Raw genomic sequence first — 26,893 nt, forward strand, 5'->3', positions numbered from 1 at the left:
GATAATTCGAGAAGTAGCTCCCGAGCGGTCTCTCGCCCCAGGGCGAGAAATCTCCCCGTATCGGAGAAGGTCCCCGCAGTCATGGCCTAACTCCTGAAATTGGACACACGCCGATGAATACTGTTCTCGCAAAAGGGAATACAACGCGACCACATCCGATCGGAAGCGGCCACGTGCGGAATATCCTGACAGCCCAGCAGTTTTAGAGCAACCGATTCCGAGGAATTGCCCGCCGGATGCGCGCGTCGCACCGCGACACTCCGATCCGACACCCACGCCACCAGCACTCCGGCTGCAGCACGCCGTCGAGGATGGTCAAGTTACCTTGACCCACCCCGGTTTTCGCCCATGGACACGACCGAGCGCCCGCGGTGATCGCGCGGGCGTCGGTGTCGGGCCGGGTAATTCTTCGGATCCAGGATGTGCGTCGAGGTATCCGGTTACTCATCGTCACCGCAGCCTGTTCCGCAGCCCCCACGAGCAGAGTTGATGATATCCTCAGTAGTGGGTGAAAAATCACCTTGCGCGAGGCCTGTCATGAAGGGGGATCGGGCGGTGAATCAGCGGCGGGACGGCGACGCGTCGGTGGACGGGGAGATGGTTCTGCACGAAGCCGCGTCCGAGGACGTAGAGAACGGCGGGGGCAGGAGTTCGACGCGGCGGTCTTTTCTGAAGCGGGCGGGCAAGAGCGCGTTGCTCGTGGGGACGGGTGCGGTCGGCGGTCAGATCGTCGCGTCACTCCTGCGGCAGGAGGCGCCGGGCCGGGTGGAGTTCCCGACCGCGAGCCCGATTCTGATCGATGATGTGACGGTCGTCGATCCCCAGGACGGAGTTCGTTCCGCGAGGATGTCGATCCTGGTCGGCGACGGCCGGATCAGGTCAGTGGCGCCGGCGGGAACGATCCCGGTCGAGAATGGCGTGCGTGTGGTCGTTGGGACGGGCCGGTTCGCGGTACCGGGCTTCAACGACATGCACACCCATGCGTTGCAGGCTGAGCGCCCGGCGCTGGCGCTGGCGACGATGCTCGCCGAAGGAGTGACGGGGATACGGCAGATGGAGGGTTCAGCGCAGATGCTGCGCTATCGGGCCGAGCAGCGCCTGCCCCTGACACCGCGGGCGCCGGGGCTGCTGGCCATGCCGGGAGAACTGCTGTTGCCCTTCAACGCGCTGTCGGCCGACGAGGTCCGCGACGAGATCGCCCGGCAGTGGGACCGGGGCGCCGACTTCATCAAGATGATCATGACGGAGCGGGATGTGTTCTTCGCGGCGGTGGAGGCCGCGCACGATCACGGGCTGCGCATCGCCGGACATCTACCGCCGTCGATCAAGATCGACGAGGCGGCCAGCGCTGGGTTCGACTGCGTCGAGCACCTCGGCACGAGCACGAACATGTGGATCTCCTGTTCCCGAGACGCGGACACTCTGTGGAACGAAAAGGACACCGGACTGCCCCTGCCCTCTTGGGTGGCCGGGCTGCCCTACGCCGGTGACGTTTTCATCGCGTTGGCGAAGGGGACTCTGACCGGGAACGCGTCCAACACGACGAGTGAGGAGGATCTCCGTCTACTCGCGCGCGCTTTCGAGACCTTCGACCAGGGCCGTGTGCGGGATCTGGCCGCGATCCTCGTCGACAACGGCATGTGGCAGTGCCCGACGCTGGTCGGCACCCGTTCGAAGTACCTCGCTGACGACACCGTCTACCGGAACGACCCGTGGTTGAACACCATAACCGCCGAAGCCCGAGGGGAGTACTTGTCCACTGTGGACGAGTTCGCGGCACTTCCCGCTGGCACCAGGGAGACCTTCCGTCGCTACTACGAGCGCACCATCGAGACGGTGGGCATCTGGAATCAGGCGAGGGTGCCCATCCTCGCGGGAACCGACGGCGCCGGCCGCGGCGTGGGGAACTCGATCCAGCTCGAGTTCCGGGAGCTGGCCAGGGCAGGGCTCTCGCCGCTGGAGGTGTTGCGGTCGGCGACGACCGCCCCGGCACGCTACCTCGGCCGCACCGGCCGGATGGGACGAGTCGCGGCGGGGATGGACGCCGACTTGGTGCTGCTCGACTCCGACCCGCTCGCGTCCGTGGACAATCTTGCCTCGATCTCGCTCGTCGTGCGCGCCGGGCACCCCTTCACCGCCGACGACCTGGCGAACCACATCGACGAGCTGGCAGGCCAGGACATCGACGAGGCCGCGCTCACCGTACCGGCGATGCCCCTCGGTGGCTGCTGTTCCCGGCGGTGACACAGTTCAGGACATCCAGCGCGCCGCGGAAAGGTCCGCGCGACGAGTACGCCTACCGCCTCGGCCGCAACCCGGCAGCAGAACAGCTGCCCCGCCCCGTGCGTGAACGTCGACCGTCGGAACCGACACGGCGGGGGCACGCCGGCAGATCGGTCGGGCGTGACGACGCGCACCGGCGTTAGCTCTCGACCCGAGGACTTGGCGAGTCCGCTGTACGCCGGGGCGATCCGGCGGACGTGTAGTTCAGCCCCGCTGGCGGCATCCGCTCGCTACCTCACGCCGCACAGTGACTCGGTTTGGTGCAGCGTGCGCACCGGAACGGAAAGCAGTCGGTCCACGTCGGCGGGGCGGCGGGCGGTCGCGCATATCACCCGGTCCGGTCGCACGAGCACCGCGCGGGCTCCGGCTCCGCGGAGCCATCGGCCCAGCGGACCGTCCGGTTCGATCGGTACGACCGCGAGGTTCGCCGACCGGGCGGCCGCCGAGGGCGGCGGATCCAGGGTGAGTAGTGCGAACTCGTCGCCGAGCGTGTCGTCGAACCAGGCGGCGGCGCGGGCCGAACGGGGCTGCGGGCACAGCCTGCCGACCAGGCGGGACCCGCGCGAGCGCACGCCCAGTCGCAGGCGGGGCGAGGCTGGGGTGAGCGCGAGCCGGTCCAGCGCCGGGAGCCGGCACAACCCGCGGACGAGTGGGCGCCGAAACGCGGCGCCACGTCCGCCACCTCCGGTGAGTGCCCAGCCGACCAGGATCGCTTCGCGGATCAGCCGGATCACGTGTGGTTGCCGTTCGAACTGATAGGTGTCCAGCAACCCGTCGTCGGCCGCGCCGCGCAGCACGTGCACGAGCTTCCACGCCAGGTTGTGCGCATCCCGCAAACCCGAACCGAGGCCCTGCCCGATGAATGGCGGCGTCTGGTGTGCCGCGTCGCCGAGCAGGAAGACCCGGCGCTCACGCCAGCGCTCAGCGACCCGGGCCTGAAAGGTATAGGTGGCAAGGCGAACGACATCGAGTTCGTCGACCGCGAGTCGCCATGGGGCGAGCAGCGTGGCAAGGCCCGCCGGTGAGGTGAGCTCGGTGATGTCGTCGGTGTCGAGTATCCGGAACTCCCACCGGTACCGGTCACCGACCAGGTGCATGAACGTGGCCGCACGCCGTGCGGCGCACACCTGGTGCACACCCTCCCACATCCGCAGCGGCTTTGGTGAGCGAACGTCCACGACCAGCCACGGCTCGGTGAACCCCAGATCCCGAACACCGACGTCGAGCGCGGCACGCACGGTGCTCTTCGCGCCGTCGCAGCCCAGCACCGCGGCGGCATGAACCTGGTGGCACCGTCCGTCGTATTCGTAATCCACGTGCGCCCCCGAACCGTGATGGACCACGCCGGTCAGCTCGGCGCGACGGCGGATCACTACCTGCGGCGAGCGGTCGGCTGCGTCGCCCAGCAACGCTTCCAGGTCGGGTTGGTCGAACATCGACGCGTCGGGATGCCCGCAGTACCCGACCGTGTTCTCCCGCCGGAACTCCGCCAGTGTGCCCAAACCGCCGTCGACCAGTCGCAGACCCGGCATGGGCCGGCTGATGCGACCGAACTCGTCGGCGATCCCGATCTCCTGCAGGATGCGCACCGCCTCACCGTCGAGATGCACTGCACGCGGCAGCGGATACGGTGCCGGATGCCGCTCCAGCACCAGACACTCGACGCCCCGGCGAGCCAGCAACAGCGCCGCGGTCAGCCCGACCGGACCGGCCCCGACGATCACCACCGGGCCGGTCACGGCGCACCCGTCCCGGTGACCATGTTCTCGGTGACGTTCTCGATGGCGTCGCAACGCGGCGCTGGTTCGAACACCTCGCCGACCGCAGTGAGCGGAACCCGGTCGACCACGACCACGTCCTTCACACCGACCGGGTCACCACGCCCGACGCCGAGCCGGGCCAGCACCCCCGCGGTCTGGACCGCCCGGACTCGCAGCTCGGCGAAGCCGAGCGTCACCGGCGGGTGCCAGGCCGCGGCCGACGGCAACGCGCTGATCGCGGCACGGTCCGGCCATGCCGCGGCAGCCTGGTCGACGAGATGCCGAGTACCGGCGGGCAGACCGCGCTCGACCCACGGGACCCGCTCGATCGCGGCCAGGTCCCCGGCATCCTGGAAGCGCGGCCATAGCCGATCGGTGCCGGTCACCGGTGCTCCACCGGGGTGCGCTGCGAACCGAGGTCGAGAACGCCGTCGTCGGTGGAGATCGACGCGGTCACCAAGTCGCCGTGCTGCAGGTAGGCGTCCTTCTTCGCTTGCGCGCCCAGGAAGATCTTCCACTTGACCGCGGCGGGCAGCAGACCGGCGACCAGCTCCACCGGCTTCGGCGGGGCCTGCAACGCCGTGCCGCCAGGGGTTCCGGTGAGAAGCAGATCGCCGGGGTCGAGTGTCTGGAAGCGGGCGAGCAGGGTCAGCGCCCGAGCCGGGGGCACGATCATGTCGGCGACGGTGCGGTCCTGCCGCAGCACGTGATTGACCCACAATCGCAGCCGCAGCCGTTCCAGGTGCGGGAACTCGTGTTCGGCCAGCAACACCAGGCGAGGCCCGACCGGGGTGAACGTCGGGTAGGACTTGCCCTCGTAGAACTGGCCTTTGGGCAGCTGCAGGTCGCGGGCGCTGACGTCGTTGGCGATCACCAGTCCAGCCACGTACCGCGGCAGGCTCGACTCGGTCACGGCCGTGCCGACCGGCAGTCGCTCGCCGATGACCAACCCGAGTTCGACCTCGTAGTCCAGCAGTCGCACGTGTGCCGGGCGTACGATCGTCGCGGTCGGCCCGGTGATCGAACCGGACGCTTTGCGGAAGAACGTCGGCAGCACGGCGTCCGGGTTGAAGCCCGATTCCATGGCGTGCGAGCGGTAGTTGACCATCTGCGCCACCACCCGGCACCGCGCGGTGACCGGAGAGCACAGGTCCAGGTCAGCCACCTCGACCGCGTCCGCCGACGCCGCTACGGTGGCGGCGGCCTGGTCCACCGCGTCGCGGTCAGCCAGCAGCTCCGCGGTGGTCCGTGCGGTCGTGTCCACCTCCACCGCCCGGCCCGTGCCGGGATCCTCGACCCACCACCGGTCGGCCGTGCGCAGAACCGTCGTCGTCATCGTGCCATCGCCTTCAACAAGTTCAGCAGCCGGCCGGCGGTGAGTTCGGTGTTCTCGCCGCGCAACGCCTCGACCACCGCGCGCAGCCGCGCCGGAGACGGTGTCGCGCCGAGGAAGTCGCGCGTCACCGACGGCCCCCACTGAGCCAGACCGGAGCCCGACATCGGCGCCCAGCCAGGTTCGAGAGAGGCGTCGAACAGGTCACCGTCGGCGAAGTGCTCGACCATCAGCCGGTCCGGATCCCGCCAGTAGTCGAACAGCTGGCTGCCCTGGATGTGCCGGCCGATACCCCACGCCCTGTGGTAACCGCGCTCGGCCAGGTACTCACCCCCCGCGGCCAGCGCGTCCAGGTCGGTCACCTGGTAGGCGGAGTGCACGTACCCTCGCTCGGGTCCCAGATGCATCGCCAGTGTGTGGTGGTCGGTCGCGACGCTGCCGCGATCGCACCGCAGGAACGCCATTGTCGGGCCGCGGTCGCGCTGGCCGGGCAGGAACAGGAAGTCACTGACGATCAGGCCCAGGGTTTCCAGGTACCAGTCCAGCGCGGCCAGGAAGCGCGGGGTCTGCAACACGACGTGCCCCAGCCGTTGCACCCGTGCCGGCTCGCGCGCCGGGCGCTGACCGGCATTGATCCGCGGCGCCGCCGCCCCCGTGTTGACGGGCAACGGCCGCTGATCGGGCAGGGTCTGATGAGTCTCCGCACCATGCACGACGCTCACCGAGATGCCGGTCGGGTCGACAACATCCACAATGGACCCTGGGCTGCCGGGCCTCAACGGACGCACCCCCACCCCCGCGTGCCGGGCAAGACGGTTCAGATCGGATCGGTCGGCCGCCCGGAACACGGACCCGACGAACCGCGAACGTCGACCACGGCGGATCACGAGCGCGTCCGTGCCCGCCCACGTTCCCCGCAGCCGCAGCTCATCGGGCGTGCGAGACGCCACCGCGAACCCGAAGTCACGGGCGAACGTCTCCGCCCGGCCCAGATCCGGCTTCTCGAACACCAACCACGCCAGATCGACCACCTTCACCACCGGACCGCGAGCCCGGCCTGGATGCTCGCCCAGCCGCGCTCCCTGCTCGCTGTGCAGATCACGGTGTGCCGACACGGGCGGTGACCCACCCGGAGCGGGAATGTCGAGAGTCATGGCCGACCCCTTCAGTAGTCAACATGCTCGTAACTGATAGAATCATCACTTATGTGCGAACGATCGTCAAGACGCTACTGAGGATTTCATCGGTCCTGTCATTGGCGCGTAGGCTGCCGGACATGGCCGCACCTCGTGTCGGCGCGGGGACCCGTCTCGAGCGCCGCAAGGCACAGACCCGCCGCAAACTCCTCGACGCGGCCCGCGCGATGCTTGCCGAGGGCACCGCCCACCAGGCGAGCATCCAGAACATCACCGACGCCGCCGACGTCGGCTTCGGGTCCTTCTACAACCACTTCGCCACCAAGACGGAACTGTTCGAGGCGGCGGTCGACGATGTCCTTGAAGAGATGGGCGAGCTGCTGGACCGACTCGGTCGCGCCCAGCCGGACCCGGCAGCCAGGTTCGCCCAATCCGTCCGGCTGACCGGGCGCCTCGCTCGCCGGCGACCCCAGGTCGCGCAGATCATGGTGCGTCACGGAGTGTCCTACCTGGACTCCGACCGAGGCCTGGCGCCACGCGCGCTCCGCGACATCACCGCCGCCGTCGCGGCGGGACGCTTCACCACCCCGAACCCGAAACTCGCACTCGCCGCGACCGCCGGTTCACTACTGGGAGCGCTGCACCTGTCCTGCACCGACCCGAACATGGACGACGACACCCTCTACGACCAACTCGCCGAACAACTACTGCGCATGCTCGGCCTCCCCCCTGCCGAGGCACACCGGCTGGCTACCGCACCACTGCCCGACATCAGCGAGCACGACTAACCAGTCACCACGGCCTGTGAGACCTCGGCCCGGCTGGGTTCCTCGAGGCACGCGCCGAAGCCTTCGACCGGCTCAGTGTGCCGCGTCGGGTCGGTCACGGCCGTGATTCGCCACCGTCTCCCGGGGCGCTCAGCGACAACCGATCGGCGATGTCATCGGCGGTGCGTCCCGCAGCCGGGCGAGCAGCCCAGTGCCGCCCCATCGCGCACGATCGGCGACGACAGCGGCGAACTCTCGCAACCAGTGCGGCGGTGGCGCTGTCAAGGCTGGTCGGATGTCGAACACCAACTCGTCGTCCCTGCCCGATTCCGACCGGCGACGCGGTGGTCAGGGCCGGGCCGCGGGCGCCGTTCGCATCCGCTCGGCGACCGTGCGGAACAGCGTGAAGTTTCCGATCACGTCGGCGGGCAGCGATTCCAGCGGCAGCGATTCCCCACGAATGCGCACCGATACCCAGCCCTTGTGCACCACGATGCCGCTGATCCGGGCCCACGACACCGCACGGTGCCCCACGCCGATCTCGGTGGACGTCATCCAGAAGGGCGCGAAGTCGAGCCGGCCGCCCGACTCCAGGGTGGCCAGCGCCCGGGGCAGCTGCGCGGCGGTGACGGCGCGGTCGATCTCCGGGCCCCACTCCTCGCACCGATCGATGGTGTGCCGCAGCACGATCGGATCGCCTCCGATGTCGGTCACCGTGTACGGATGCACGGCCCGGTCGGGTGCGTGGTGGTCGGCGTCCTCGGTCACGGTCCGCCGCACCGTGGCGCTGTCGTATCGGATGGTCCGTGCGCGGCCGCCGACGACGGCCACGCAGCCGCCGTCGTACAGCTCCAGCCGGGTATCGCGGTCGCGTCCGTTCAGGTAGGCCAGCCGCGTCCACTCGCACAGCAGGCGCACGCCGAGGATGAGCGCGCCCGCGAGACCGGGGATGACCAGGACCGCCGCACCGGTGGCCGTGCCGATCGCCGCTACCATCGCGCAGAGCAGCAGGCCGATGACCTCGAGCGCGTGCCGCCGGGAGGGCGGCCGCACGGCGACGTAGGTGCGCCGGTGCGCGCCGAGTCCCGCACCGGTGTCGCCCCGGACGATGGCGGTGCGGAGGTCGAGATCCTTGACTACGTCCATTCCCGATCAGGTGCCCACCCGCGAGGCGGCCCAAACCACCCGTGACGACATCGAGGCGTCGACTTTCGCGCGGTCCCGGTCAGCGCACGGCGGGTGCCGCGAAGATCCGGGCGATGAACGCGGCGGTGGCCTCGTGCATGGCCGGGTTCATGTCGGTGTGCGCGCCGAGGCCGAGGACGGTCTGGAAGTCCACGCCGTGCGCGGCGAACTGGGCCGTCAGGGCGGCGTGCAGCGGCGAGGGCACCGTGGTGTCGGTGGCGTTGACCAGCAGCAGGATCGGGCGGTCGTATCCGGTGACGGGTACCTCCATATAGCCGTTGAGCGTGCTGCGGAACCGGTCGTCCACCAGCGGCTCGGCCAACAGGTCGCCCAGCGACAGTCCGGCCAGACGCTCGGTGATCTGCGCCGAGCAGAGGTCACCGATGCTGTCGACCACCGCGCGACCGGTGGGGCTGAGGTAGTGGTTCACATCGAAATCCGGTCGGGCGGCCCGCAATCCGGCCAGGATGTAGGCGGAGAAGTCGGTGACCTTGTCGAGGGCGCGCGCATTCGGCACCCACGGCCCCATGAGGGGCGCGACCTTCTCCACATCGGATTCCGGATCGAGGGCGACGGTGCCGCGGAAGTCGAGTTCGGGGGCGTAGGTGACCTGGAGGTGGGCCGCGCCCAGGGCCGCCTGGCCGCCCTGGGATTCGCCGAAGACGGCCCAGGTGCGCGAGAGGCCCGGATTCGCGGCCCGCGTGGCCCGCACCAGGTCGATGGCCGCCGTCGCCTCGGTGCGGATCTCCAGGTAGGGGTGCGTGCCGGTGTCGAAGCGACCCAGGCCCAGGTAGTCGGGGGCCACCACGGCGATGCCCTGGGCCACCAGGTTCCGGAACAGCGGCCACAGCGGGTCGGCGTCCGGGGTGGTCTGTCCGCCGCAGTTCGGCCCGAGACCGCTGGTGCCGTGGTCGTACACCATGATCGGCCAGCCCTCGGGCGGCGGCGGTCCGGCGGGGACGAACAGCGCACCGCTGGCGGGGACCGGTTCGCCCTGCGATCCGGTCATCCAGTAGTCGACCACCGCGCCCGCGGCCATACCCCGCCAGCCCGCTGGTCGGTCGATGACGCCGATGAGGCTGCCCGGCGTCGCGGCGGGTGCGGCGGTGGCCGGTGCCGCCGTGGCGAGCAGGGCGACCGCCGCGGCTCCGATCAGTGCCCGACGCAGCGCGACCATGAATCAGCCTCCTATCGCATGTCCGGGCCGCCGAGGACCCGGAACCGACGGTAGCTGATCCATAGCTAGAGAATGGCGACCGGGGCGACCGGTGTTCCGGTCGCCCCCACGAAGGGTTCCGGCATCGCGGACAGGAGGAACTCGTATCGGCGTTCCTCCGCGCACACCGCCGACAACTCCTCGAGATTCCAGTTCTGTCCCTGCAGCATGCCCATGTCGACCAGGTGCAGCGCGTGCACCGCCAGGAAGAGGTTCTCGATCTCCGGCGGGAAGATCTCGAAGACCAGGGTGTCGTTGGCGACGGCCGCGACATCGCGCGCGTGGAACCATTCCGGGCACCGGATCGACAGGCCGGGCGAGGGCATGGCGTAGGCGTCGCGGTCACCGGCCAGATACAGCCGCAGCTGTCCGGTGCGCACCAGTACCACGTCCCCGGCCCGCACCCGCACTCCCCCGAAATCCTCGGCTGCCACCAGATCCTCCGGTGTCACAGCGTGATTCGACGGCAGGCCCGCGACGCCGTGCGCCGCCGCCACATCCAGCAGCACACCGCGCGACACGATGTGGCGCGCGGTGTCGATGCCGCTGAAGGCACAGCCGTGGTGGGCGGTGATGCTGTCGGCGGGGCGGCCGTTGTAGATGCGGCCGTGGTAGGAGATGTGCGTCAGCGCATCCCAGTGCGTTCCGGCCTGCAAGCCCATGGTCACCGCGTCGTCGCTGGTGGCGATGGTGCCGGGACCGAACATCTCCCAGTTCACCGCGAGCATGGTGTGCAGCGGGTTCACCCGGCCGGGAATCAGCCCGGTCTGGATCCCCCGCTGGCGCAACGGCACCGCCAGCGGCACCCGCCGTCCCGTCCGCACGGTCGCGGCCGCGGCCCGCACCACCTCGTCGGTGATCAGGTTGAGCGTGCCGATCTCGTCGTCGGAACCCCAACGCCCCCAATTGTTCACGCGTTCGGCGACGGCCAGGAACTCGGACGGTAGCGCCATGGTGGGAAACCTACCGGAAATACCGCCCGCGCCGCACCGGCGCGAAGATTGCCGACCGGTAGCCCCCGGTGGTTGCATGAGCCTGGAGACCTGATGGTTTGGCATCTAGCACACCGAACGCTGCCCGCCGAAACACCGTGCTGGCGAAAGGGGCACCGCCATCGCCAGCCGGGTGGACCGCGTGGTCACCCCGCCGGAGGCCACCTTCCTGCGCGCCGGACCGCGCGCCACCGTCACCAATGCCTGGGTGCAGGACGTCTGCCCGACCGACACCCACCACCACGGCGTCCTTCCCGAATCCCCCGCCGTGTCGTACCTGGTGCACCGCGCGCTCGGCCTGCCCTATCTGGGCACGCCCTGCCCCGCGGCCTGACGCTCCGTCGATCCCGCCGCAGCACCCCGGGCGGCTCCCCGACGATCCGCGTGCACGCGCGGCCGCGGGCCGCGTCGGACCGGTAGCCGAGCCGGGGGGTGCGTCCGGCCACCACCCTGCTCGGCAGGTCCGTCACCCGCTCATGACGCGCGCCGCGCGGACACCGACGCACCGTCGAGCTGGTGCAGCAGCTCCGCGGTGGTCAGCACCGCGCCGCAGCGGCGGGCGGTGTAGTTCAGGGCCATCAGGTGCTCCTCGCGGCTGAAGTCGGCGGTGGCGTCCAGCGCCAGGAAGGGCCGCACATCGCTCATGAAGGCTTCGGCGGCGCTGAGCATGCAGCCCATATGGGTGTAGACGCCGGTGACCACGAGATGGTCGCGGTTGTAGTAGCCGAGCAGTTCGCGCAGGTCGGTGCGTTGGAAGGCGGAGTAGCGCCATTTGGTGACCTGGATGTCGCGGTCGTCGGGGCGCAGTTCGGCGATCACCTCCGTCTCTGGGCCGTGCGCCATGCCGGTGCCCCAGAAGTCGGCGAGGATGCCGCGGCGGGACGGGTGCTGATTGCCCGGCTGCATGGTGTAGATGACCGGAATCCCCAACTCGTGGCAGCGGTTTCGCAGTCGCGCGATATTGGCGATGAGTGTGCGCGCCGGTTCCGCCCCGGTGTCGTAGGCGGCCAGGAAGTACTGCTGCATATCGTGGATGAGCAGTGCGGTGCGGGCCGGATCGACGGTCCACTCCACCTGGTTGGCGGTCACCTCCTCGGGCGTGGGCATCGAATAGGGCGCGATCGGCGGTATAGGCATGGGATCTCCGAAATCGTGTGTATGGCGATCAGGCGACGGTGACCGGTAGGTCCGCGATGCCGAGCGGGGCCAGGATGCGCTGGAATTTGCCGGTGGTCTCGGCCAATTCGGCGGCCGGATCGGATTCGGCCACGATGCCGCCGCCCGCGTGCGCCAGCAGGCTCAGACCGTCGGCGGCCAGTTCGGCGCAGCGAATGCTGACCATCCACTCGCCGTTGCCCTCGGCGTCGCACCAGCCCACCGCGCCCGCGTAGAACCCGCGGTCGCCCTCGAGTTCGGCGATCAGCCGCGCCGCCTCGGCGGTGGGGGTACCGCAGATGGCCGGAGTCGGATGCAGAGCGGCCGCCAGTTCCAGCGCGGAGGGGCCGTCGGCGCGCACGGTGGCGGTGATCGGCGTGCCGAGATGCCACATCTCGGGGGTGCTGGTGAGTTCGGGGGCGGGCGCGACCACCTCGGCGCAGCGGTCGCGCAGCACGCCGCTGACCTGGTCGACCACATAGCGGTGCTCGTGCTGATCCTTCGAGGAGCCGAGCAGCGTTTCCGCCACCACCCGGTCGGCCCGCTCGTCGCCGAGAATCCGCCGTGCCGATCCGGCCAGCGGATGACTCAGCACCTCGCTGCCGTCGCGGCGGATCAGGATCTCCGGGCTGGACCCGACGAGGTGCCTGCCGGTATACGGCGCACCCGCGGCGGACAGGTTCACCAGGAAGCCGTTGCCCATGGGATCGGTCGACACCAGGCGGTCCAGGATCTCCACCGCTCGGGTCGCGGCGGCGGCGCGGGCGCGGATAGACCGGGCCAGCACCACCTTTCGAATGGGATGTGACTCGTCGGCCAGCAGCCGCACCGCCGCGGCCACCCGCCGCACATGGGTGTCGGGCTCCGGGACGGCGGCCTCGAAGTCGAAGACCGGGCGGGCCGAGGCGTCGGGAACGTAGCCGGATTCGGTCACGGTGATGGCGTCCGGCGCCCACAGCGCCGCCGGTGCGTCCGGCGCGAAGGGCAGCGCGCCGACGATATGGCCGACCTCACCCGTGCGCAGCGCCGTCACCGCATCGTGTGCGGATCGGAAGACGCGGCCGCCGCGCCCCGCCACCACCGTGCGGTAGGGGCGGGCGAGTACGAAGGCGGGGTCCGCGCTATCGGTCGAATCGGTATCTGTCGTGGCGGAAATAGGGATCATCCTCTCGGGTCACATATCGAGGGTCGCGCCGCCGTCCACCCGCAGATCGTGCAGGGTGATGTGGCGAGCGTCGTCGGATACCAGGAAGCGCACCGCCGCGGCGATATCGGCGGGTCGCGCGATGCGGCGCAGCGGGATGCCGAGCCGGAACTGGTCGGGATCACCGGCCAGCAGACCGGCGTGGTCGGCATCGCCGAGGGGGCGGTCGTCGCCGTCGGCGTACAGGCCGCGCAGCATGGCGGTGTCGGTGGAGCCGGGCGAGACCAGATTCACCCGGACGCCGTGCGGGGCGACCTGGAGGGCGAGCGCGCGGGTGTAGGCGGTGGCGGCGGCCTTGGAGGCACAGTAGGCGGCCATGCCGACGCGGGGCGTGCTCGCGGCATTGGAGGAGACCACCACGATCGCACCGCGCCCGGCGGTGACCATCTCGCGGGCGGCCCGCTGGGTGACATGCATGGTGCCGGTGGCGTTGACGGCGAAGCTGCGATCCCACTCCTCGGACGTGATATCCAGTGCCGCACCGGAATCCATGACTCCGGCGGCGTGCACGAGCACGTCCGCCGGGCCGTACTCGGCGGTGAATCGGTCGAAGGCGTCGTGCACCGATGCCGTGTCGGCCACATCCACCTCGGCGGCCACCACGGTTGCCGTGGTGCGGCCGCCGAGTTCGCGCGCCACCTCGTGTACCCGAGGGTCGCGGTCCCACAGCGCCAGTGCGTGCGCTCCGCTCGCGAGTTCGGCGGCGACGGCCGCTCCGATACCCGCCGCCGCGCCGGTCACGACGACCACGCGCTTACCCGAATCGATCATGAACATAAGGTTAGCCTAACCTGATAAGAATAGGTACGCGTGCCGCTCCCCGGTGTGCGAGTGCCCACAGAATCCTCGAAAGAAGGTGTGCCCCAATGCCATCGACCGTTCTCCCCGGCTTCACCCCGTGGCCGACCGATGAGGCGCGACGGTACCGAGAACTCGGCTGCTGGACCGGAGAGACCTTCGGTGACGTGCTGACCGCCCGCGCGGCCGCCACCGGAGAGGCGGTCGCCGTCGTGGACGAGCGGCACCGCTGGACCTACGCCGAACTGGACCACCGCTCCCGGTCGCTGGCCACCGGACTGGCGCGGCTGGGCATCCGCCCGCGCGACCGGGTGCTCGTGCAACTGCCCAATCGCGCGGAGTTCGTGGAGGTGATCTTCGCGCTCTTCCGGCTCGGCGCGCTGCCGGTGTTCTGCCTGCCCGCGCATCGGCAGGCCGAACTGGTGCCGATCGCCACGGCCAGCGCCGCCACCGCCGTCATCACCAGCGGGGTGCATCAGCGTTTCGACTATGCGGCGCTGGCGGATTCGATCCGCGCGCAGGTGCCGTCGCTGCGGCACATCCTCGTGGTCACCGACGACGCGAGCGCCGCGCTGCCGGAGGGAGCGCAGCACATCGCGGCAGTCCGGGACGAGCCCGGTGAGCTGCCCGCCCCCGATGCGAGCGATGTCGCGTTCCTGCAGCTGTCCGGCGGCAGCACCGGCATTCCGAAGCTCATCCCCCGCACCCACGACGACTACCTCTACAGCGTGCGGCGCAGCGCCGAGATCTGCGAACTCGACACCGACACCGTCTATCTCGCGACCCTGCCGGTGGCGCACAACTTCCCGATGAGCTCGCCCGGCATTCTGGGCGCACTGTGGGCGGGCGGCACCGTGGCCATGACCCCGGACCCGACACCCGCGACCGCGTTCCGAGCCATCGAACGCTTCGGGGTCACCATCACCGGGCTGGTGCCGCCGCTGGCCCGGCTGTGGGTGGAGAAGGCGGAGGGCGGCGGCGACCTCCCCGACCTGTCCAGCCTGCGCGTGGTGCAGGTGGGCGGGGCGCGCTGCCAGGAGGAATTGGCGCGGCGGGTGGGTCCGGCGCTGGGCGTGACCCTGCAACAGGTCTTCGGCATGGCCGAGGGCCTGGTCTGCTACACCCGGCTGGACGATCCGATCGAGGTGGTGGTGCGCACCCAGGGCCGCCCGATGTCCGAGCACGACCGCGTCATGGTGGTCGACGACGCCGACGAGGAGGTGCCGCCCGGTACACCCGGCAATCTGATCACGCACGGCCCGTACACGATTCGCGGGTACTACGACAACCCCGAGGCCAATGCCCGCAGCTTCACCGAACAGGGCTGGTACCGCACCGGCGACGTGGTGTGCGTGCGCCCGGACGGCAACCTGGACGTGCGGGGGCGAGCCGGGGACTGGGTGAACCGCGGCGGTGAGAAGGTCTCGGCCGAGGAACTGGAGGCGCATCTGCTGGCGCATCCGGGAATTCGGGACGCGGTCATCGTCGGCACCCCGGATCCGGTGCTGGGACAGCGCATCTCCGCGTTCGTCCAGGCCGCCGATCCTGCGAACCGGCCCACCCTGGCCACCGTCCGGGCGTTCGTGCGCGAACGCGGGGTGGCGGCGTGGAAGATGCCGGACGCGGTGGTGGTCGTGGACGACTTCCCGGAGACCGGGGTGGGCAAGACCAGCCGCAAGGAACTGCGGCGACTGCTCGCCGAAGGGGCACAGCGGGTTTCGTAGGCCCGGTCGCGTCGTCGCGGCGCGACCGGAAGCCACCGTGGTTTCCGGTCGGCCGCGGGCCACCGGGAGTACGCCCATCAGGCCAAGGCTTCGATCCAGGACCCCAGTACCGGATCCGATGCCAGCGCGGGGAAGTCGATGTGCTCGTAGCCTGCCGAGCGCCACTTCTCCACCAGCGACATGATGCGGACCGAATCCAGTCCGGCATCCAGGAGATTGGTCTCGTCGGTGAGAGTGTCGGGGCTCACGCCCAATGCCGCCGCCACATCGGCGATCACGCGTTCACGCTCGGCCACGGTGGTGTTCTCGTTCGTCATGATCCCTCACTCGTCTCGGTCGTAATCGGCCACGCCGCGCTTCCAGTACCCGGCGATCAGGCTGTCCTTCGGTCCCACCCCCAGTTCGGTGCGCACCCAGCGGCGCAGCGGCTTCAGCACCCCCGCCTCCCCTGCGAGCCAGACGTACACCCGTTCCCCCGCGGGCACTTCCACACCGCGGACCGCCTTCTCGAAGGCGTCTCCGGTGCCCGGTTCGGCGTCGCCGCGGTGCACCCACCGCACCTCGAAGCCGGGCGGGGCGTCGATGGCGATCTCGTCCTCGGGACCGCCCACCTCGACGACGGCCCATCCGGCCGCCGCACGCGGCAGCCATTCCAGCCAGCGGGCGATGGCGGGCAGCGCGGTGATATCGCCCGCGAGCAGGAACTTGTCATAGCTCGTCGGCACCACGACGCCACCGGGCGGCCCCGCGATGTGCATGGGGGTGCCCGGCGTGGCGGCCAGCGCCCATTCCGAGGCCAGACCGCCGGGGTGGATGGCGAAGTCGATATCGAGTTCCCGGTCCGTGGCGCTGAAACGGCGCACCGTGTACTCGCGCGACACCGGACGCGGCTGCCCCCACTCCAGGGACAGACCGTCCTTGCGCGGCAGCCGCAGCACCCCGTCGTCGCTCGGAAAGACCAGGCGCACGTGCTCGTCCGGCACGTAGCTGTGGAATCCGGCCAGGTCCTCGCCACCGAAGGTGATGCGCACCAGTCCGGCGCCCACCGCGACGGTGCGCTTCACCTCCACCGCGCACAATCCGATCGGATAGCCGACCTTGGCTCCGTGCTCGCCGGACAGCACCTCGGTGATGCGTTCGGCATAAGCGGCACGATCCATGGCGCTACTCCTTTCCCAAGACGGGCGCGGCGGCCAGGACCGTCACCGCGCCGAGTACCAGTACGGACATCCCGTAGACCACGAGTGCGGTTCCGGGCGCGAAGAATTGGCCCACCAGCCCGGCCACCATGGAGCCGACCGCGGTGCCGGTGACGGCCTGCACCATGAGCAGGCCGGAGACCCGGCCGCGCAGCTCCTCCGGGGCCTGCTGCTGGAGCACGGTGTAGCGCAACACCATGTTCACCGCGCGGGCCAGGCCGAATCCGGCCAGGCCGAGGAAGACCACGGCGGCATGCGGGGCCAGCCCGGCCACGATGACGCCGAGCGGCATGAGCGCCAGTGAGATCAGCAGGGCACGGCCGGGCCGGACGCTGCGCCCGATCCAGCCGCTGGTGAGCGAGCCGAGCACCGCACCCGCACCGGGGGCGGCGTAGAGCAGGCCGAGGGTGGTCGTACCCGCGCCGAGATCGTGTTCGGCCAGGGCGGGCAGCAGCACCAGCGGTCCGCTCACCAGCATGGCGATCAGCCCGGTGAGCAGTGCGGCGCGAATAGCTCTGTGCCGCATCGAGAAGCGAATGCCGATCGCCAGCTCCCGCAGCGGATGCTGCACATCGCGGACCGGGGGCGGCTGCGGTCCGATGGCGCGGATCAGCCCGACCGTGGCAACGGTCGCACCGGCTGCCAGGAAGAACGCCGGCCCCACACCGGTTTTCGCGATCAGCAGACCGGCCAGCGCGGGGGTGATCATGGTGCCCAGATCCGAGGTCAGCGCGGTGAGCGCACCGGCGGCGGCCACCTTCTCCCGGCCGACCAGCATGGGGACCAGCGCCATCAGCGCCGACCCGCTGACGCCACCGGCCAGCCCGTCCACCACGCCCGCGGCGTAGACGACGGCCAGGAACGGTTCCGGCAGCACGGCATTCCCGCCGAGTGCGAGAAACCCGAGGCCCGCCGCGGTGCGCGACCACTGGATCACGTCGCGGCGGTCGTAGCGGTCCGCGATCACCCCGCCCGCCAGACTTCCGACGAACAGGGCGACCGCGGTGACCGTGGTGACGCCGGCGACATGCAGCGAGGATCCGGTCAGCTGGTAGACCTGCACGGGCAGCGCCACCATGAGCAGCCCGATCCCCAGCACCGATACCAGCCGAGCCGCGAAGGCGCAGCGGAACTCCCGGCTGGCACGCAGGGGCGAGGTATCGATGAGCAGGCCGCCGACGGCTGTCACCGGAAGCGCTCCTCGAGCAGGTCGAGGGTGGCCATCACATTGCGGTAGTCGGGGCGCTGGCTGGTGGCGGGCAGCTCGTACACCGCACCGGACCGGAACGCCGGAAGCGCGGCCAGCATCGGGTCCTCCCGCAGCTGGGCGATGCTGCGGCCGCCGTCGAGCTGCACGACGAACAGCACGGGCGCGTCGACCACGGTGGTGGTCAGTTCGGGGCTGAACGAGACCCAGTCGGCGGCCGCGGCGCGGGTCGGATTGCCCGCCTTGGCCTCCACCTGGTCGTCGATGGTGAAGCCGACCTCGGTCAGCAGCGCGGCCAGCGGGGTGCCGGGGGCGATGACCGAGGGCTTGAGATCCTTGCGCGACTGGAAGACCGACACCGCGCCCTGCGGCACCTTGATGCTCGACTTCACCTCGGCGATCTTGTCGTTGTACGAGCTGATCAGGCCGTCGACCGCGTCGGACCGGTTCACCGCGTCGGCGACCGACTTCAGCTGGTCCTGCCAGTTGGTCAGATTCGAGGGCACCAGCACGGTCGGGGCGATGGCGGTGAGCTTGTCGTAGGCGTCGATGGACTGCTGGCCGGGGTAGCCCTGGCCGCCGCCGATGATCAGGTCCGGCTGCTGGGAGGCGATGAACTCCAGGTTGATGTCATCGCCGGAGGGCAGCACCTTGGTGCCCTGCGCCTCGGCGTCCGCCGCCCAGGCGGCCGGGAACTCGCCGGGCTTCAGGGTCACACCGAGTACGCGCGGGTCCGCCGCCTCGACCTCGGCGCCCAGATCGTAGAGGTAGCCGGCGAGTGAGCCGTTGACGACCACGATGCGCTGGGGATCGGCGGGCACGGTGACGGCGCCGCGGTCGGTCTGCACCTCGCGGGTGCCGGATGCGCTCGCATCGTCGGAGGCGGAACTGCTACAGCCCGCCACCACCGCGATCAGCGAGAGCAGGAACAAGGCGACGGCGGCGCGTAGGCGGGCCGTCATTCGGTACAGCGACATGGATGATGTGTTCTTTCTTTTCTTCTGGGGGAGGGTCATTCGCGGATCGCCGGGTCGGCGTCCAGCAGCGCCGCGACCTCGGTCCAACCGGTCGGGGACACGATGTCGAAGTGCGAGTAGGGCAGTCGGCGCACCACCAGGCGCGCGCCGTCGGCCAGCCAGCCCGACAGCTGGGCCTCGGCCCGACCCGGCTGGGTCCCGGTGTCGGCGGCGTAGAGGGCCATGGAGCCGCGGTAGCGCGGCGGCGTCGAACGGGTGACCATGCCGAGCAGCGCGGTCGCGGCGGCGCGCACGGCGTCGGCGAGTTCCGGTGCGTCCGAAGGGAGTTCGGGTAGCAACCGGTCCAGCTCGGCGGGAGCGGTGAGCGCCCGCGCCGCCTGATCGGCGAGGCTGGCCAGCGGGTGTGAATCCACCAGGCCCACATAGGCGAGCGACTCCCCCTCGGCCTCGAGGGCGGCCGCCATGGCATGCACGATATTGCCGCCCAGCGAATATCCGAGCAGACGGTAGGGGCCGTGCGGCTGGATGCGGCGGATGGTGGCCCGGTAGTGGCGGGCCAGGTCTTCGAGGGTGTCCGCGTGGAAGTCCCGGTCGCGCAGGGCGGGCAATTGCAGTCCGATGATCGGTCGGTCCGCCCGCAGCAGCCGGGCCAGCGGCCCGAACTGCCAGGCGGTGCCGCCGATCGGGTGCACGCAGAACAGCGGCGCGGCCGAACCGGTGGCGCGCAGGTCCAGCACGTGGTCCAGGCGGCTGCCGAGCAGGGCGTGGGCGTCGGCGCTGGTCGCGGCGCGGTCGCCGCCCCCAGCTCCTTCCGGGTTCGCACCGCCCCCGATACCCCCGGCTCCATCGGTGTCCAGTACTCCGTCGGCGCCGCTTGCTCGCTCGCCGCCTGGCACTTCGGTGCCCCCGGCGCTCTTTCCGCTCGCGGCCCGGTCGCTACCGCCGGTCCGATACGCATCCGCCGGGCGGAGCACCGCGCCGCGCGCGCCGATGCGGGCGGCGAGGGCACGCGCGGTCGGGGCGGCGAAGATGTCGTCCAGGACGGTGTCCAAGCCGGTGCGTCGCAGCCTGCCGGTCAGGCGGACGGCGGTGAGCGAGTGACCGCCCGCGGCGAAGAAGTCGTCGTCCACGCCGATTTCGGGCGCGGACAGGACCGCCGCCATGGCGGCGCGGATATCGCCGACCAGCGCAACCTCCGTGGGCGAATCGGTTGTCTCCGCGGCTCCCCGCACCGACGCCCGCCCGCCCGCGGCCGCCAACTCCGGCTCCACGGCGCGCAACTCCGGCTCCACGGCGCGCTGGGAGGACGCGGCTGGGATTCCACCCGCCGGACCGGAGTTCTCCGCCACGGCGGCACCCGCCGTCCGCGCGAGCTCCACCGGGGCCGACAACTCATCTCGTCCCGTGGGCTCATGCTCCACTGCGCCGACGCCGTTCCGAGCGGAATGCGCACTCTCGCCCGGCGTTTCGCGGGCTGGTGTCCGGCCGCCGGGGACTCCAGGGGCCGTCGAGTCGGCAGGGTCGGCGTCGTGGCTCGGGACCGGTAGCGCCTTGCGGTCGATTTTCTCGCTCGCGGTGCGCGGGATCTGGTCGAGCACCACGTACGCGACCGGGATCATGTACGCGGGCAGGGTGGTTCGCAGTTCGGCGCGGATGGTGTCGGGGTCGAGGGCGGCACCGCCGCGCGGGATGAGGTAGGCCACCAGGCGCTGGTCGCCGGGGGTGTCCTCACGCAGCAGGACCGCCGCTTGCGCCACACCGGCACAGGTCAGCAGGGCCGATTCGATATCGCCGAGTTCGATGCGCTGGCCGCGCAGCTTCACCTGGCTGTCGCCGCGACCGAGGTAGTCGAGTTCGCCGTTCGGATTCCACTTCACCAGGTCGCCGGTGCGGTACATGCGGGCGCCGACGGCGTAGGGGTCGGCGACGAAGGCGGCGGCGGTCAGGTCGGGGCGGGCCAGGTAGCCGCCGGCCAGCTGGACACCGATCAGGTACAGCTCGCCGATACTTCCGGCCGGGACCGGCCGCAGCCGGTCATCCAGGACGCGCACCCCGGATCCCTTGGCGGGCCTGCCGATCGGCACCGACGCGGTATCGGCGGCGGCGGCCTCGTGGTAGGTGATGCACACCGCGGCCTCGGTCGGGCCGTAGAGGTTGTGCACCCGCGCACCGGTCAGTTCGCGTACCCGGTGCGCGGTAGCGGGGGGCAGCGCCTCACCGCCGGTGATGACGCAGCGCAGGTCGGCGCAGCCGTCCAGGTCGGTCTCCTCGGCGAGCACCGTCAGCATGGAGGTCGTCATCTGGACGGCGCTCACCCGTTCGGCGCGCATGAGTTCGGTTTGGTAGTAGGGGTCGCGGTGGCCGTCCGGACGGGTGAGCACGATCCGCGCGCCGACCAGCAGCGGGAGATACAGCTCCAGCAGCGAGGCGTCGAAGATGGGCGGCGTGCGGTACAGCACGGTATCGCCGGGGCCGAAACGCTGCTGCTCCCAGAGCCATTCGAAGGTGTTCACGATCGACTCGTGACTGACGGCCACGCCTTTGGGCACGCCGGTGGAGCCGGAGGTGAACAGCAGATAGGCGGTGTTCGCGGGGCGCAGCGGTGCGATGCGCTCGGCGTCGGTGAGTTCGGTGTCCGCGAATCCGCTCGTGTCGACACCGTCGAGTGTTTCGAGAGTCAGTGCCGGAGCGGCGGTTTCGAGTATGCGTTGGATGCGCTGGGCGGGCTGCTCGGGATCGACGGGCAGGTAGACGCCGCCGGCGCGCACGATGGCGTGGGCGGCGACGACCGCGTCGATGGTGCGTGGCATGGCCAGCGCCACCACGGTTTCGGGCCCGATACCGCGTGCGATGAGCCAGCGGGCGAGGCGGTTGGCTCGGGCGAGGAATTCGCCGTAGTCGATCGTGGTGTCCGCGAACGTCACCGCCGGGGCCTTCGGATCGACGACGGTCCCCCAGTCCGCGAGGGTGCCGCCGTGGGTTTCACGCCGGGTGGTCGCCGCGGTGACCGCCGCGACCGTGGCGGCGGGATCGGCGGTCACGGCGGTCAGGACCGCGCCGAGGCGCTGCGCGAACCGCGCGGCCGTGCTGTCCGGCACCGCCGCCGGGTCGTGGTGGAGCATGAGGCGGAATCGCTCGCCGGGCCGTGCGGTGACCGTGATCGGGAAGTGAGTGAGGCTGTGCACCACCACGTCGGTGACCCGCACGTCGTGGGTGTCGGGTTGGCGCAGGCCCGATTTCGGGAAGTTCTCGAAGACGACGAGGGTGTCGAAGAGCCGTCCGAGTCCAGCGGTGCGCTCGACCGTGGCCAGGCCGAGATAGCCGTGGGCCTGCATATCGAAACACGCCCGCTGGAACTCGCCGAGCTGCTCGACCAGCGGGCGGTGCACGTCCAGGCGCAGGCGCACCGGCACCGTATTGCTGAACAGGCCAACGGTTTTCTCGACCTCGGGCAGATCCGCCGGGCGGCCGGAGATGACCGCGCCGAACACCACATCGGTGCGGCCGACCTGCTCGGCCAGCACCATCGACCACGCGCCCTGCACGAGCGTGCTCATGGTCAGGCCGTACCGTCGGCCCAGACTCTCCAGATCGGCGCCGGCGGTGTCGGGCAGGTCGATGTCCAGGCCCACGGCGGGCAGGCGACGCCCGGCGGCGGTGCCGACCAGCGTCGGCGCGGGCACGCCGCGCAGATACGCGCTCCAGCGCTGGACCGCCGCCGCGGTGTCGCGGCCGGTGAGCCAGGCCAGGTAGTCGCCGTAATAGCCGGGGGCGGGTAGGTTCTCGCCGTCGCCGTGGTAGATCGCGAGCGTTTCGCGCAGCATGATCGGCACCGACCAGCCGTCGGCGAGCAGGTGATGCGCGATGAGGACGAGCCGGTGCGCGGTATCGGTCAGGCGGATCAGGACGACCCGCAGCAACGGTGGTTCGGCGATGTCGAAGGGTTCGGTGCCCGCACGCCGCTCCAACTCGGCGGCGATCCGCTCGGCATCCCCGGCCGCGCGGTCGCGCAGGTCCTCCACTCGGAAGGACGCTCGCGGCACGGCCGGAACCACCTGCACCGGCTGGTCGAAGTCTTCGTAGCGGAAGGCCGCGCCCAGATTCGGGTGCCGGGCCAGCATGCGTTCGAAGGCCGCCGACAGGCGCTCCGCATCGGCCGGGCCGTCGAGTTCGAATCGCGCCGTCATGGTGTAGACGTCGTCGCCGCCGTCGCGCAGGGCGTGGAAGAGCAGCCCCTCCTGCAACGGCGACAGCGGCAGTACGTCGGCGATCTCACCGTAGCGGGAAGTCAGCTCGTCCGAGATCGCCTGTGGCAGTGCCACACCCCGCGAAGCGGGTCGTCCGGGGGTGGCGGCCGCCCCGGCAGTCGTCGCGCTGGCGGCGAGTTCGCTCAGCGCCCGGCGGGACAGCAACTCCTGTGGCGACAGGACGAGCCCGCGCTCACGCAGACGGCTGCTCACGCTGATGGCGGTGATGCTGTCTCCGCCGACACCGAAGAAGTCCTCGTCCACGCTGACGGCGTCGTGCCCGAGCGCGATCCCGACCACCGCGCACAGGACGATCTCCGCCGGGGTGGACGGCAGGCGACCGCCGGTGTCGGACGGCGGTTCCGGCAGTGCCGCCCGGTCGATCTTCCCGTTCACGGTGTGCGGCAGATCGTCCACGACGACGAGCCGGGACGGCACCATGTGGTCGGGCACCGCATCCGCCAACCGCGAACGCAGTTCGACCACGTTCGGCGCGGCGCCGGCCGGAACCACATACCCGATCAGGGTGGGACGGCCGGAGATCTCGCGAATGTCGGCGACCGCCGCCCGCACCTCGGGCAGCGCCCCGAGCGCGGCCTCGACCTCGCCCAGCTCCACACGGTGACCACGAATCTTGACCTGGTTGTCGACGCGGCCGACGTACTCGTAACCGCGGCCGGGGACCCACCGTGCCCGGTCACCGGTGCGGTACATGCGCGCACCCGGCGGACCGTAGGGGTCGGCGACGAACCGGTCCGCGGTCGCACCCGGACGCCCGAGGTAGCCGCGCGCGAGCTGCGGCCCGGCCAGGTACAGCTCACCCACCCGATGGTCGGCCACAGCCTGCAACGCGTTGTCCAACAGGTAGATCCGCGCCCCCGGAACCGGCGCGCCGATGGCCGGGCGCGCACCGTCCACCGGTGCGGTGAGCGCGTCGACGGTGGCCTCGGTCGGACCGTAGAGGTTGACGGCGTCGATCCCCGCGTGCTGAACGCGCTGCCACAGCTCCGGCGGGCACGCTTCGCCGCCGAGCGCAAGCAGCCGCGGCGCGGTATCGGCCAACCCGTGCTCCACCAGCGCCGCCGCGAAGGTGGGCGTCCCGTCGACGACGTCGATCCCGTCCCGCGCGAAGGCCGCCACCAGCGCGGCGGGATCACGCCGAATCTCGCTGTCGTACACGTGGATACGGTGCCCATCGAGCAGCCACAGCAGCGGATCGAGCGCGGCATCGAAGGCGAAGGACGTCGTATGCGCCACCGCCAGCGGCCGACCGGCGCGGGCGGCGGTGTCGGCGTACATCCCGGCCCGATGCGCGGCCAGCAACCGCGCCAACGCCCCGTGCTCCACCAACACGCCCTTGGGCCGACCGGTCGACCCGGAGGTGTAGATGAGGTACGCACCGTGCCTCGGGTCCACACCGCCCGACGATTCCGAGCTGCCCGCGCCCGTCCCCGAGCCGACGGAGGAAGCGACCGCCGCGCCGTCGCGAGAGCCACCATGGTCTTGCGGTGCCGATGCGACCGCGGCGAGCACTCGCGAATCGTCGGTGGCCTCGGCGCGACCCGTGCCGCGATCAGCGGCCGAATCCGCAGGGAGGGATACGAGCGACCCGGTGCGGAGGGAGCGGTCACCCCGCCGCCCAACCAACTGTTCACGGCCGGCCTCCGCGCCGTGCACCGCTTCGGCGGCGCGGGGCGTGCCGGAGTGCCGGTCGAGTTCGTCGCGGAATCTCGCGGCGTCGATGTCCACCCAACGGATCGGTGGTCGTCCGCTCTCCGGACGCACCGCACCGGATTCGGCGGCCCCCGTGCCCCGGTCGGCGGCCGTGGCTGCCAGCCGGGCGGCCAACTCGCCCGCGCTGAGCACCAGGTCGGGAGTGGCGTCGTCGATCACGGCGTGCAGGCGCGGTAGCGGATGTTCGGGGTCGAGCGGCAGGAAGACGCCGCCCGCGCGCCACACCGCGAACAGGGCCACCACGAGGTCCGGGGTTCGAGGCAGGGCGACGCCGACCACGGTTTCCGGCCGCACGCCCCTGGCGAGCAGCCAGCGGGCGAGTCGGTTCACACGCGCACCGAATTCTGCTGCGGTCCACTGGCTCTCACCGCTGCCCGCCGCGAGCACCACGGCATCGGGCCGTTCGGCGACCAGGCGGTCCAGGGCGTCGGTTACCAGTTCGACGTTGTCGGTCGCTGCCGCACCGGAACGCGCGGCCAGCAGCCGCGCGCGCTCCTCGCGGGCAAGCAGTTCCAGCGCCCCGACCGGGGGCTTGTCATCACCGGTGAAGGCGTCGATCACCCGGACCAGCCCGTCGATGCGCCGCCGCACATCCGCCGGATCATTGGTGCGCGCATCGGGTTCGAAGCCGAGCAGCACCGTGCCGTCGGGCAGCGGGGTGACGGTCAGGCCGAGGTCCTCCGGCGGCCCACCGGCCACATTGCGCAGGACGCCGCGCGCGCCGTCGAAGTCCAGGGCGAAGTCGAAGACCTTGAGATTGATGCCGACGCCGTGCAGCAGTTCGCCCGCGCCGTAGCCGTGGAAGTCGCGGGCCAGATCGTGACCGCTGTAGCGCTGATGCGCCCGCACCGCGCGCAAGGCCTCGGCCACCCGCGGCGCGAGGTCGCCGAGGCGGTCGTCGGCGCGCACGGGCAGGCGCAGCGGCAGCACGTTCACGGCCATGGCCGGGGTGGTCAGAGCGGCCCGGCCGACCCGCCCCATGAGCAGCATGGAGACCACCACATCGGAGGTGCCCAGTTCCCGGTTCAGGAAGGCCGCGTAGCTCGCCACCAGCGCATCCGCCCACGTGATGCCGTAGTTCTCGGCGTATTCGCGCAGCCGGGCCAGTGTCTCGGCCGACAGCACCGCCTCGGCGCGCAGCGTGCGCTCCACCGCTCCGCCCAGGTGGCGGCCGCGGCCGTCGAGATCGGGCCACGGGGTGAGCTGATCGCGCCAGAATCGGCGCTCCAGTTCGAATTGCGCACCGGCGCGGTACTCCCGCTCCTCCGCCACCAGCGCGGCGATGGTGCCGAAAGTGGGCTTGGGAGCGGGCTTTCCGCGTCGCAGCGCGGTGTAGTGCGCGGCCACCCGACGCGAGAGCAGCGCCGCGCTGTAGCCGTCCACGATGAGGTGGTGGTAGAGCTGCACGCACCAGACCTGGCGGTCGGTGACCCGGATGAGCGTGTAGTTGTACAGCTGCCGGTCCACCATGGCACGGCAGTCCTCGGCGGCGCGCGCCCGTTCGAGCGCCACCGCCTCGTGCGCGAGCGCCACGGGATCGGCGGCGGCGCGCAGGTCGACGGTCGGCCGCAGTACGGCCTCGGCGGCGGTGACGAACTGCCGTGGCCCCTCGGCGGTTTCCCGGAAGCGCAGCCGCATGTTCTCGGCCTCGGCCACGGTGCGGCGGATGGCCTCGGCGAGCAGGTCGACGTCGACGGGAGTATCACCGACGATCTCCAGCACCTCGCCGACCAGATAGCGACCCGATTCGGGATCGAAGCGCTGAGCGTTCCAGATGCCCAGCTGCGGTCCGGTCAGCGGCAGTCCGTGAGTGGTCTTCGCATCGTCCCGCTCCACCGACACCACGGCAACTCCCTTCATCAGCAACGACATCCGGTCCGCACAACCCCTGCGGACGTCCCACGAACAACCAAGGTAGGTTAGCCTAACTTTAGTTGCAGTGGGGAACCTTCCTCTCGACTCGACTCCGACCGGTG

19 protein-coding genes are annotated in these 26,893 nt (G+C 70.8%); 4 read left to right on the forward strand and 15 right to left on the reverse strand.

Annotated features, from left to right (window positions below; genetic code table 11):
- The first annotated feature begins 555 nt into the window (after positions 1-555).
- A complete protein-coding gene (locus QMO76_RS04235) occupies positions 556-2,244 on the forward strand; it encodes an amidohydrolase family protein (RefSeq protein WP_306359838.1) in 1,689 nt (562 codons plus the stop codon).
- A gap of 269 nt (positions 2,245-2,513) precedes the next feature.
- Here QMO76_RS04235 and QMO76_RS04240 read toward each other — a convergent pair whose 3' ends face one another.
- The 4 genes from QMO76_RS04240 to QMO76_RS04255 are packed head-to-tail and all read right to left on the reverse strand — an operon-like array spanning position 2,514 to position 6,530.
- Complete coding sequence (locus QMO76_RS04240) at positions 2,514-4,022, reverse strand: bifunctional 3-(3-hydroxy-phenyl)propionate/3-hydroxycinnamic acid hydroxylase (RefSeq protein ID WP_306359839.1); 1,509 nt, start codon at positions 4,020-4,022, stop codon at positions 2,514-2,516.
- Entirely contained in the window at positions 4,019-4,429 is a 411-nt protein-coding gene (locus QMO76_RS04245) for a hypothetical protein (protein ID WP_306359840.1), read from the reverse strand. The genes QMO76_RS04240 and QMO76_RS04245 overlap by 4 nt, the downstream gene beginning before the upstream one ends.
- Complete coding sequence (locus tag QMO76_RS04250; protein WP_306359841.1) at positions 4,426-5,379, reverse strand: fumarylacetoacetate hydrolase family protein; 954 nt, start codon at positions 5,377-5,379, stop codon at positions 4,426-4,428. Before QMO76_RS04250 ends, QMO76_RS04245 begins: the two co-directional genes overlap by 4 nt.
- Positions 5,376-6,530: a VOC family protein gene (locus QMO76_RS04255; RefSeq protein ID WP_306359842.1), complete on the reverse strand. Its 1,155-nt coding sequence runs from the start codon at positions 6,528-6,530 to the stop codon at positions 5,376-5,378. Before QMO76_RS04255 ends, QMO76_RS04250 begins: the two co-directional genes overlap by 4 nt.
- 122 nt (positions 6,531-6,652) lie before the next feature.
- Between QMO76_RS04255 and QMO76_RS04260 the strand changes: the two genes are divergently transcribed.
- Positions 6,653-7,300, forward strand: a complete 648-nt coding sequence (locus tag QMO76_RS04260) for a TetR/AcrR family transcriptional regulator (RefSeq protein ID WP_306359843.1) — start codon at positions 6,653-6,655, stop codon at positions 7,298-7,300.
- 327 nt (positions 7,301-7,627) lie between these two features.
- On the opposite strand, the gene QMO76_RS04265 is transcribed toward QMO76_RS04260, so the two are convergent.
- The 3 genes from QMO76_RS04265 to QMO76_RS04275 form a co-directional block, all read right to left on the reverse strand.
- Positions 7,628-8,425: a DUF6585 family protein gene (locus QMO76_RS04265; RefSeq protein ID WP_306359844.1), complete on the reverse strand. Its 798-nt coding sequence runs from the start codon at positions 8,423-8,425 to the stop codon at positions 7,628-7,630.
- Between the two features lie 79 nt (positions 8,426-8,504).
- Positions 8,505-9,641, reverse strand: a complete 1,137-nt coding sequence (locus tag QMO76_RS04270) for an alpha/beta fold hydrolase (protein WP_306359845.1) — start codon at positions 9,639-9,641, stop codon at positions 8,505-8,507.
- Between the two features lie 65 nt (positions 9,642-9,706).
- Positions 9,707-10,633 carry a cyclase family protein gene (locus QMO76_RS04275; protein WP_306359846.1) on the reverse strand — a complete coding sequence of 309 codons (927 nt, stop codon included), beginning with the start codon at positions 10,631-10,633 and terminating at the stop codon, positions 9,707-9,709.
- 181 nt (positions 10,634-10,814) lie between these two features.
- On the opposite strand from QMO76_RS04275, the gene QMO76_RS04280 reads away from it, so the two are divergent.
- A complete protein-coding gene (locus QMO76_RS04280) occupies positions 10,815-11,006 on the forward strand; it encodes a hypothetical protein (protein ID WP_306359847.1) in 192 nt (63 codons plus the stop codon).
- A gap of 140 nt (positions 11,007-11,146) precedes the next feature.
- On the opposite strand, the gene QMO76_RS04285 is transcribed toward QMO76_RS04280, so the two are convergent.
- From QMO76_RS04285 to QMO76_RS04295, 3 genes are read right to left on the reverse strand one after another with little or no spacing between them, the layout of a single operon-like run.
- The gene (locus QMO76_RS04285; protein WP_306359848.1) at positions 11,147-11,809 is read right to left on the reverse strand and encodes an isochorismatase family protein; all 663 of its coding nucleotides are present in this window, start codon (positions 11,807-11,809) and stop codon (positions 11,147-11,149) included.
- A gap of 28 nt (positions 11,810-11,837) precedes the next feature.
- A complete protein-coding gene (locus tag QMO76_RS04290) occupies positions 11,838-12,992 on the reverse strand; it encodes an isochorismate synthase MenF (RefSeq protein ID WP_306359849.1) in 1,155 nt (384 codons plus the stop codon).
- Positions 12,993-13,001: 9 nt separating this feature from the next.
- On the reverse strand, positions 13,002-13,808 hold the full coding sequence (locus QMO76_RS04295; protein ID WP_306359850.1) for an SDR family oxidoreductase: 807 nt from the start codon (positions 13,806-13,808) through the stop codon (positions 13,002-13,004).
- 89 nt (positions 13,809-13,897) lie between these two features.
- Between QMO76_RS04295 and QMO76_RS04300 the strand changes: the two genes are divergently transcribed.
- A complete protein-coding gene (locus tag QMO76_RS04300; protein ID WP_306359851.1) occupies positions 13,898-15,553 on the forward strand; it encodes a (2,3-dihydroxybenzoyl)adenylate synthase in 1,656 nt (551 codons plus the stop codon).
- Between the two features lie 77 nt (positions 15,554-15,630).
- Here the strand turns inward: QMO76_RS04300 and QMO76_RS04305 are convergent, their stop codons facing one another.
- Genes QMO76_RS04305 through QMO76_RS04325 form a run of 5 tightly spaced genes read right to left on the reverse strand, consistent with a single transcriptional unit; the run spans position 15,631 to position 26,777 of the window.
- Positions 15,631-15,870: a phosphopantetheine-binding protein gene (locus QMO76_RS04305; RefSeq protein ID WP_306359852.1), complete on the reverse strand. Its 240-nt coding sequence runs from the start codon at positions 15,868-15,870 to the stop codon at positions 15,631-15,633.
- A 6-nt stretch (positions 15,871-15,876) separates the two neighbouring features.
- Positions 15,877-16,713, reverse strand: a complete 837-nt coding sequence (locus QMO76_RS04310; protein ID WP_306359853.1) for a siderophore-interacting protein — start codon at positions 16,711-16,713, stop codon at positions 15,877-15,879.
- Positions 16,714-16,717: 4 nt separating this feature from the next.
- On the reverse strand, positions 16,718-17,941 hold the full coding sequence (gene entS / locus QMO76_RS04315) for an enterobactin transporter EntS (protein ID WP_306359854.1): 1,224 nt from the start codon (positions 17,939-17,941) through the stop codon (positions 16,718-16,720).
- Positions 17,938-18,936, reverse strand: coding sequence for an ABC transporter substrate-binding protein (locus tag QMO76_RS04320; protein ID WP_306359855.1), 999 nt, complete (start codon positions 18,934-18,936; stop codon positions 17,938-17,940). The genes entS and QMO76_RS04320 overlap by 4 nt, the downstream gene beginning before the upstream one ends.
- Positions 18,937-18,971: 35 nt before the next feature.
- On the reverse strand, positions 18,972-26,777 hold the full coding sequence (locus QMO76_RS04325; protein ID WP_306359856.1) for a non-ribosomal peptide synthetase: 7,806 nt from the start codon (positions 26,775-26,777) through the stop codon (positions 18,972-18,974).
- Between the last annotated feature and the right edge of the window lie 116 nt (positions 26,778-26,893).

It is taken from the genome of Nocardia sp. CC227C (assembly GCF_030767025.1).
GTDB lineage: Bacteria > Actinomycetota > Actinomycetes > Mycobacteriales > Mycobacteriaceae > Nocardia.

Excerpts from the sequence above, each read along its gene's own strand:
- QMO76_RS04275 (WP_306359846.1), bottom strand. The coding sequence starts at position 10,633 with ATGGCGCTACCGTCCGAGTTCCTGGCCGTCGCCGAACGCGTGAACAAT.
- QMO76_RS04250 (WP_306359841.1), bottom strand. The coding sequence starts at position 5,379 with ATGACGACGACGGTTCTGCGCACGGCCGACCGGTGGTGGGTCGAGGAT.
- QMO76_RS04305 (WP_306359852.1), bottom strand. The coding sequence starts at position 15,870 with ATGACGAACGAGAACACCACCGTGGCCGAGCGTGAACGCGTGATCGCC.
- QMO76_RS04310 (WP_306359853.1), bottom strand. The coding sequence starts at position 16,713 with ATGGATCGTGCCGCTTATGCCGAACGCATCACCGAGGTGCTGTCCGGC.
- QMO76_RS04270 (WP_306359845.1), bottom strand. The coding sequence starts at position 9,641 with ATGGTCGCGCTGCGTCGGGCACTGATCGGAGCCGCGGCGGTCGCCCTG.
- QMO76_RS04285 (WP_306359848.1), bottom strand. The coding sequence starts at position 11,809 with ATGCCTATACCGCCGATCGCGCCCTATTCGATGCCCACGCCCGAGGAG.
- QMO76_RS04290 (WP_306359849.1), bottom strand. The coding sequence starts at position 12,992 with ATGATCCCTATTTCCGCCACGACAGATACCGATTCGACCGATAGCGCG.
- QMO76_RS04300 (WP_306359851.1), top strand. The coding sequence starts at position 13,898 with ATGCCATCGACCGTTCTCCCCGGCTTCACCCCGTGGCCGACCGATGAG.
- QMO76_RS04325 (WP_306359856.1), bottom strand. The coding sequence starts at position 26,777 with ATGAAGGGAGTTGCCGTGGTGTCGGTGGAGCGGGACGATGCGAAGACC.
- QMO76_RS04265 (WP_306359844.1), bottom strand. The coding sequence starts at position 8,425 with ATGGACGTAGTCAAGGATCTCGACCTCCGCACCGCCATCGTCCGGGGC.
- QMO76_RS04320 (WP_306359855.1), bottom strand. The coding sequence starts at position 18,936 with ATGTCGCTGTACCGAATGACGGCCCGCCTACGCGCCGCCGTCGCCTTG.
- QMO76_RS04255 (WP_306359842.1), bottom strand. The coding sequence starts at position 6,530 with ATGACTCTCGACATTCCCGCTCCGGGTGGGTCACCGCCCGTGTCGGCA.
- QMO76_RS04295 (WP_306359850.1), bottom strand. The coding sequence starts at position 13,808 with ATGTTCATGATCGATTCGGGTAAGCGCGTGGTCGTCGTGACCGGCGCG.
- QMO76_RS04260 (WP_306359843.1), top strand. The coding sequence starts at position 6,653 with ATGGCCGCACCTCGTGTCGGCGCGGGGACCCGTCTCGAGCGCCGCAAG.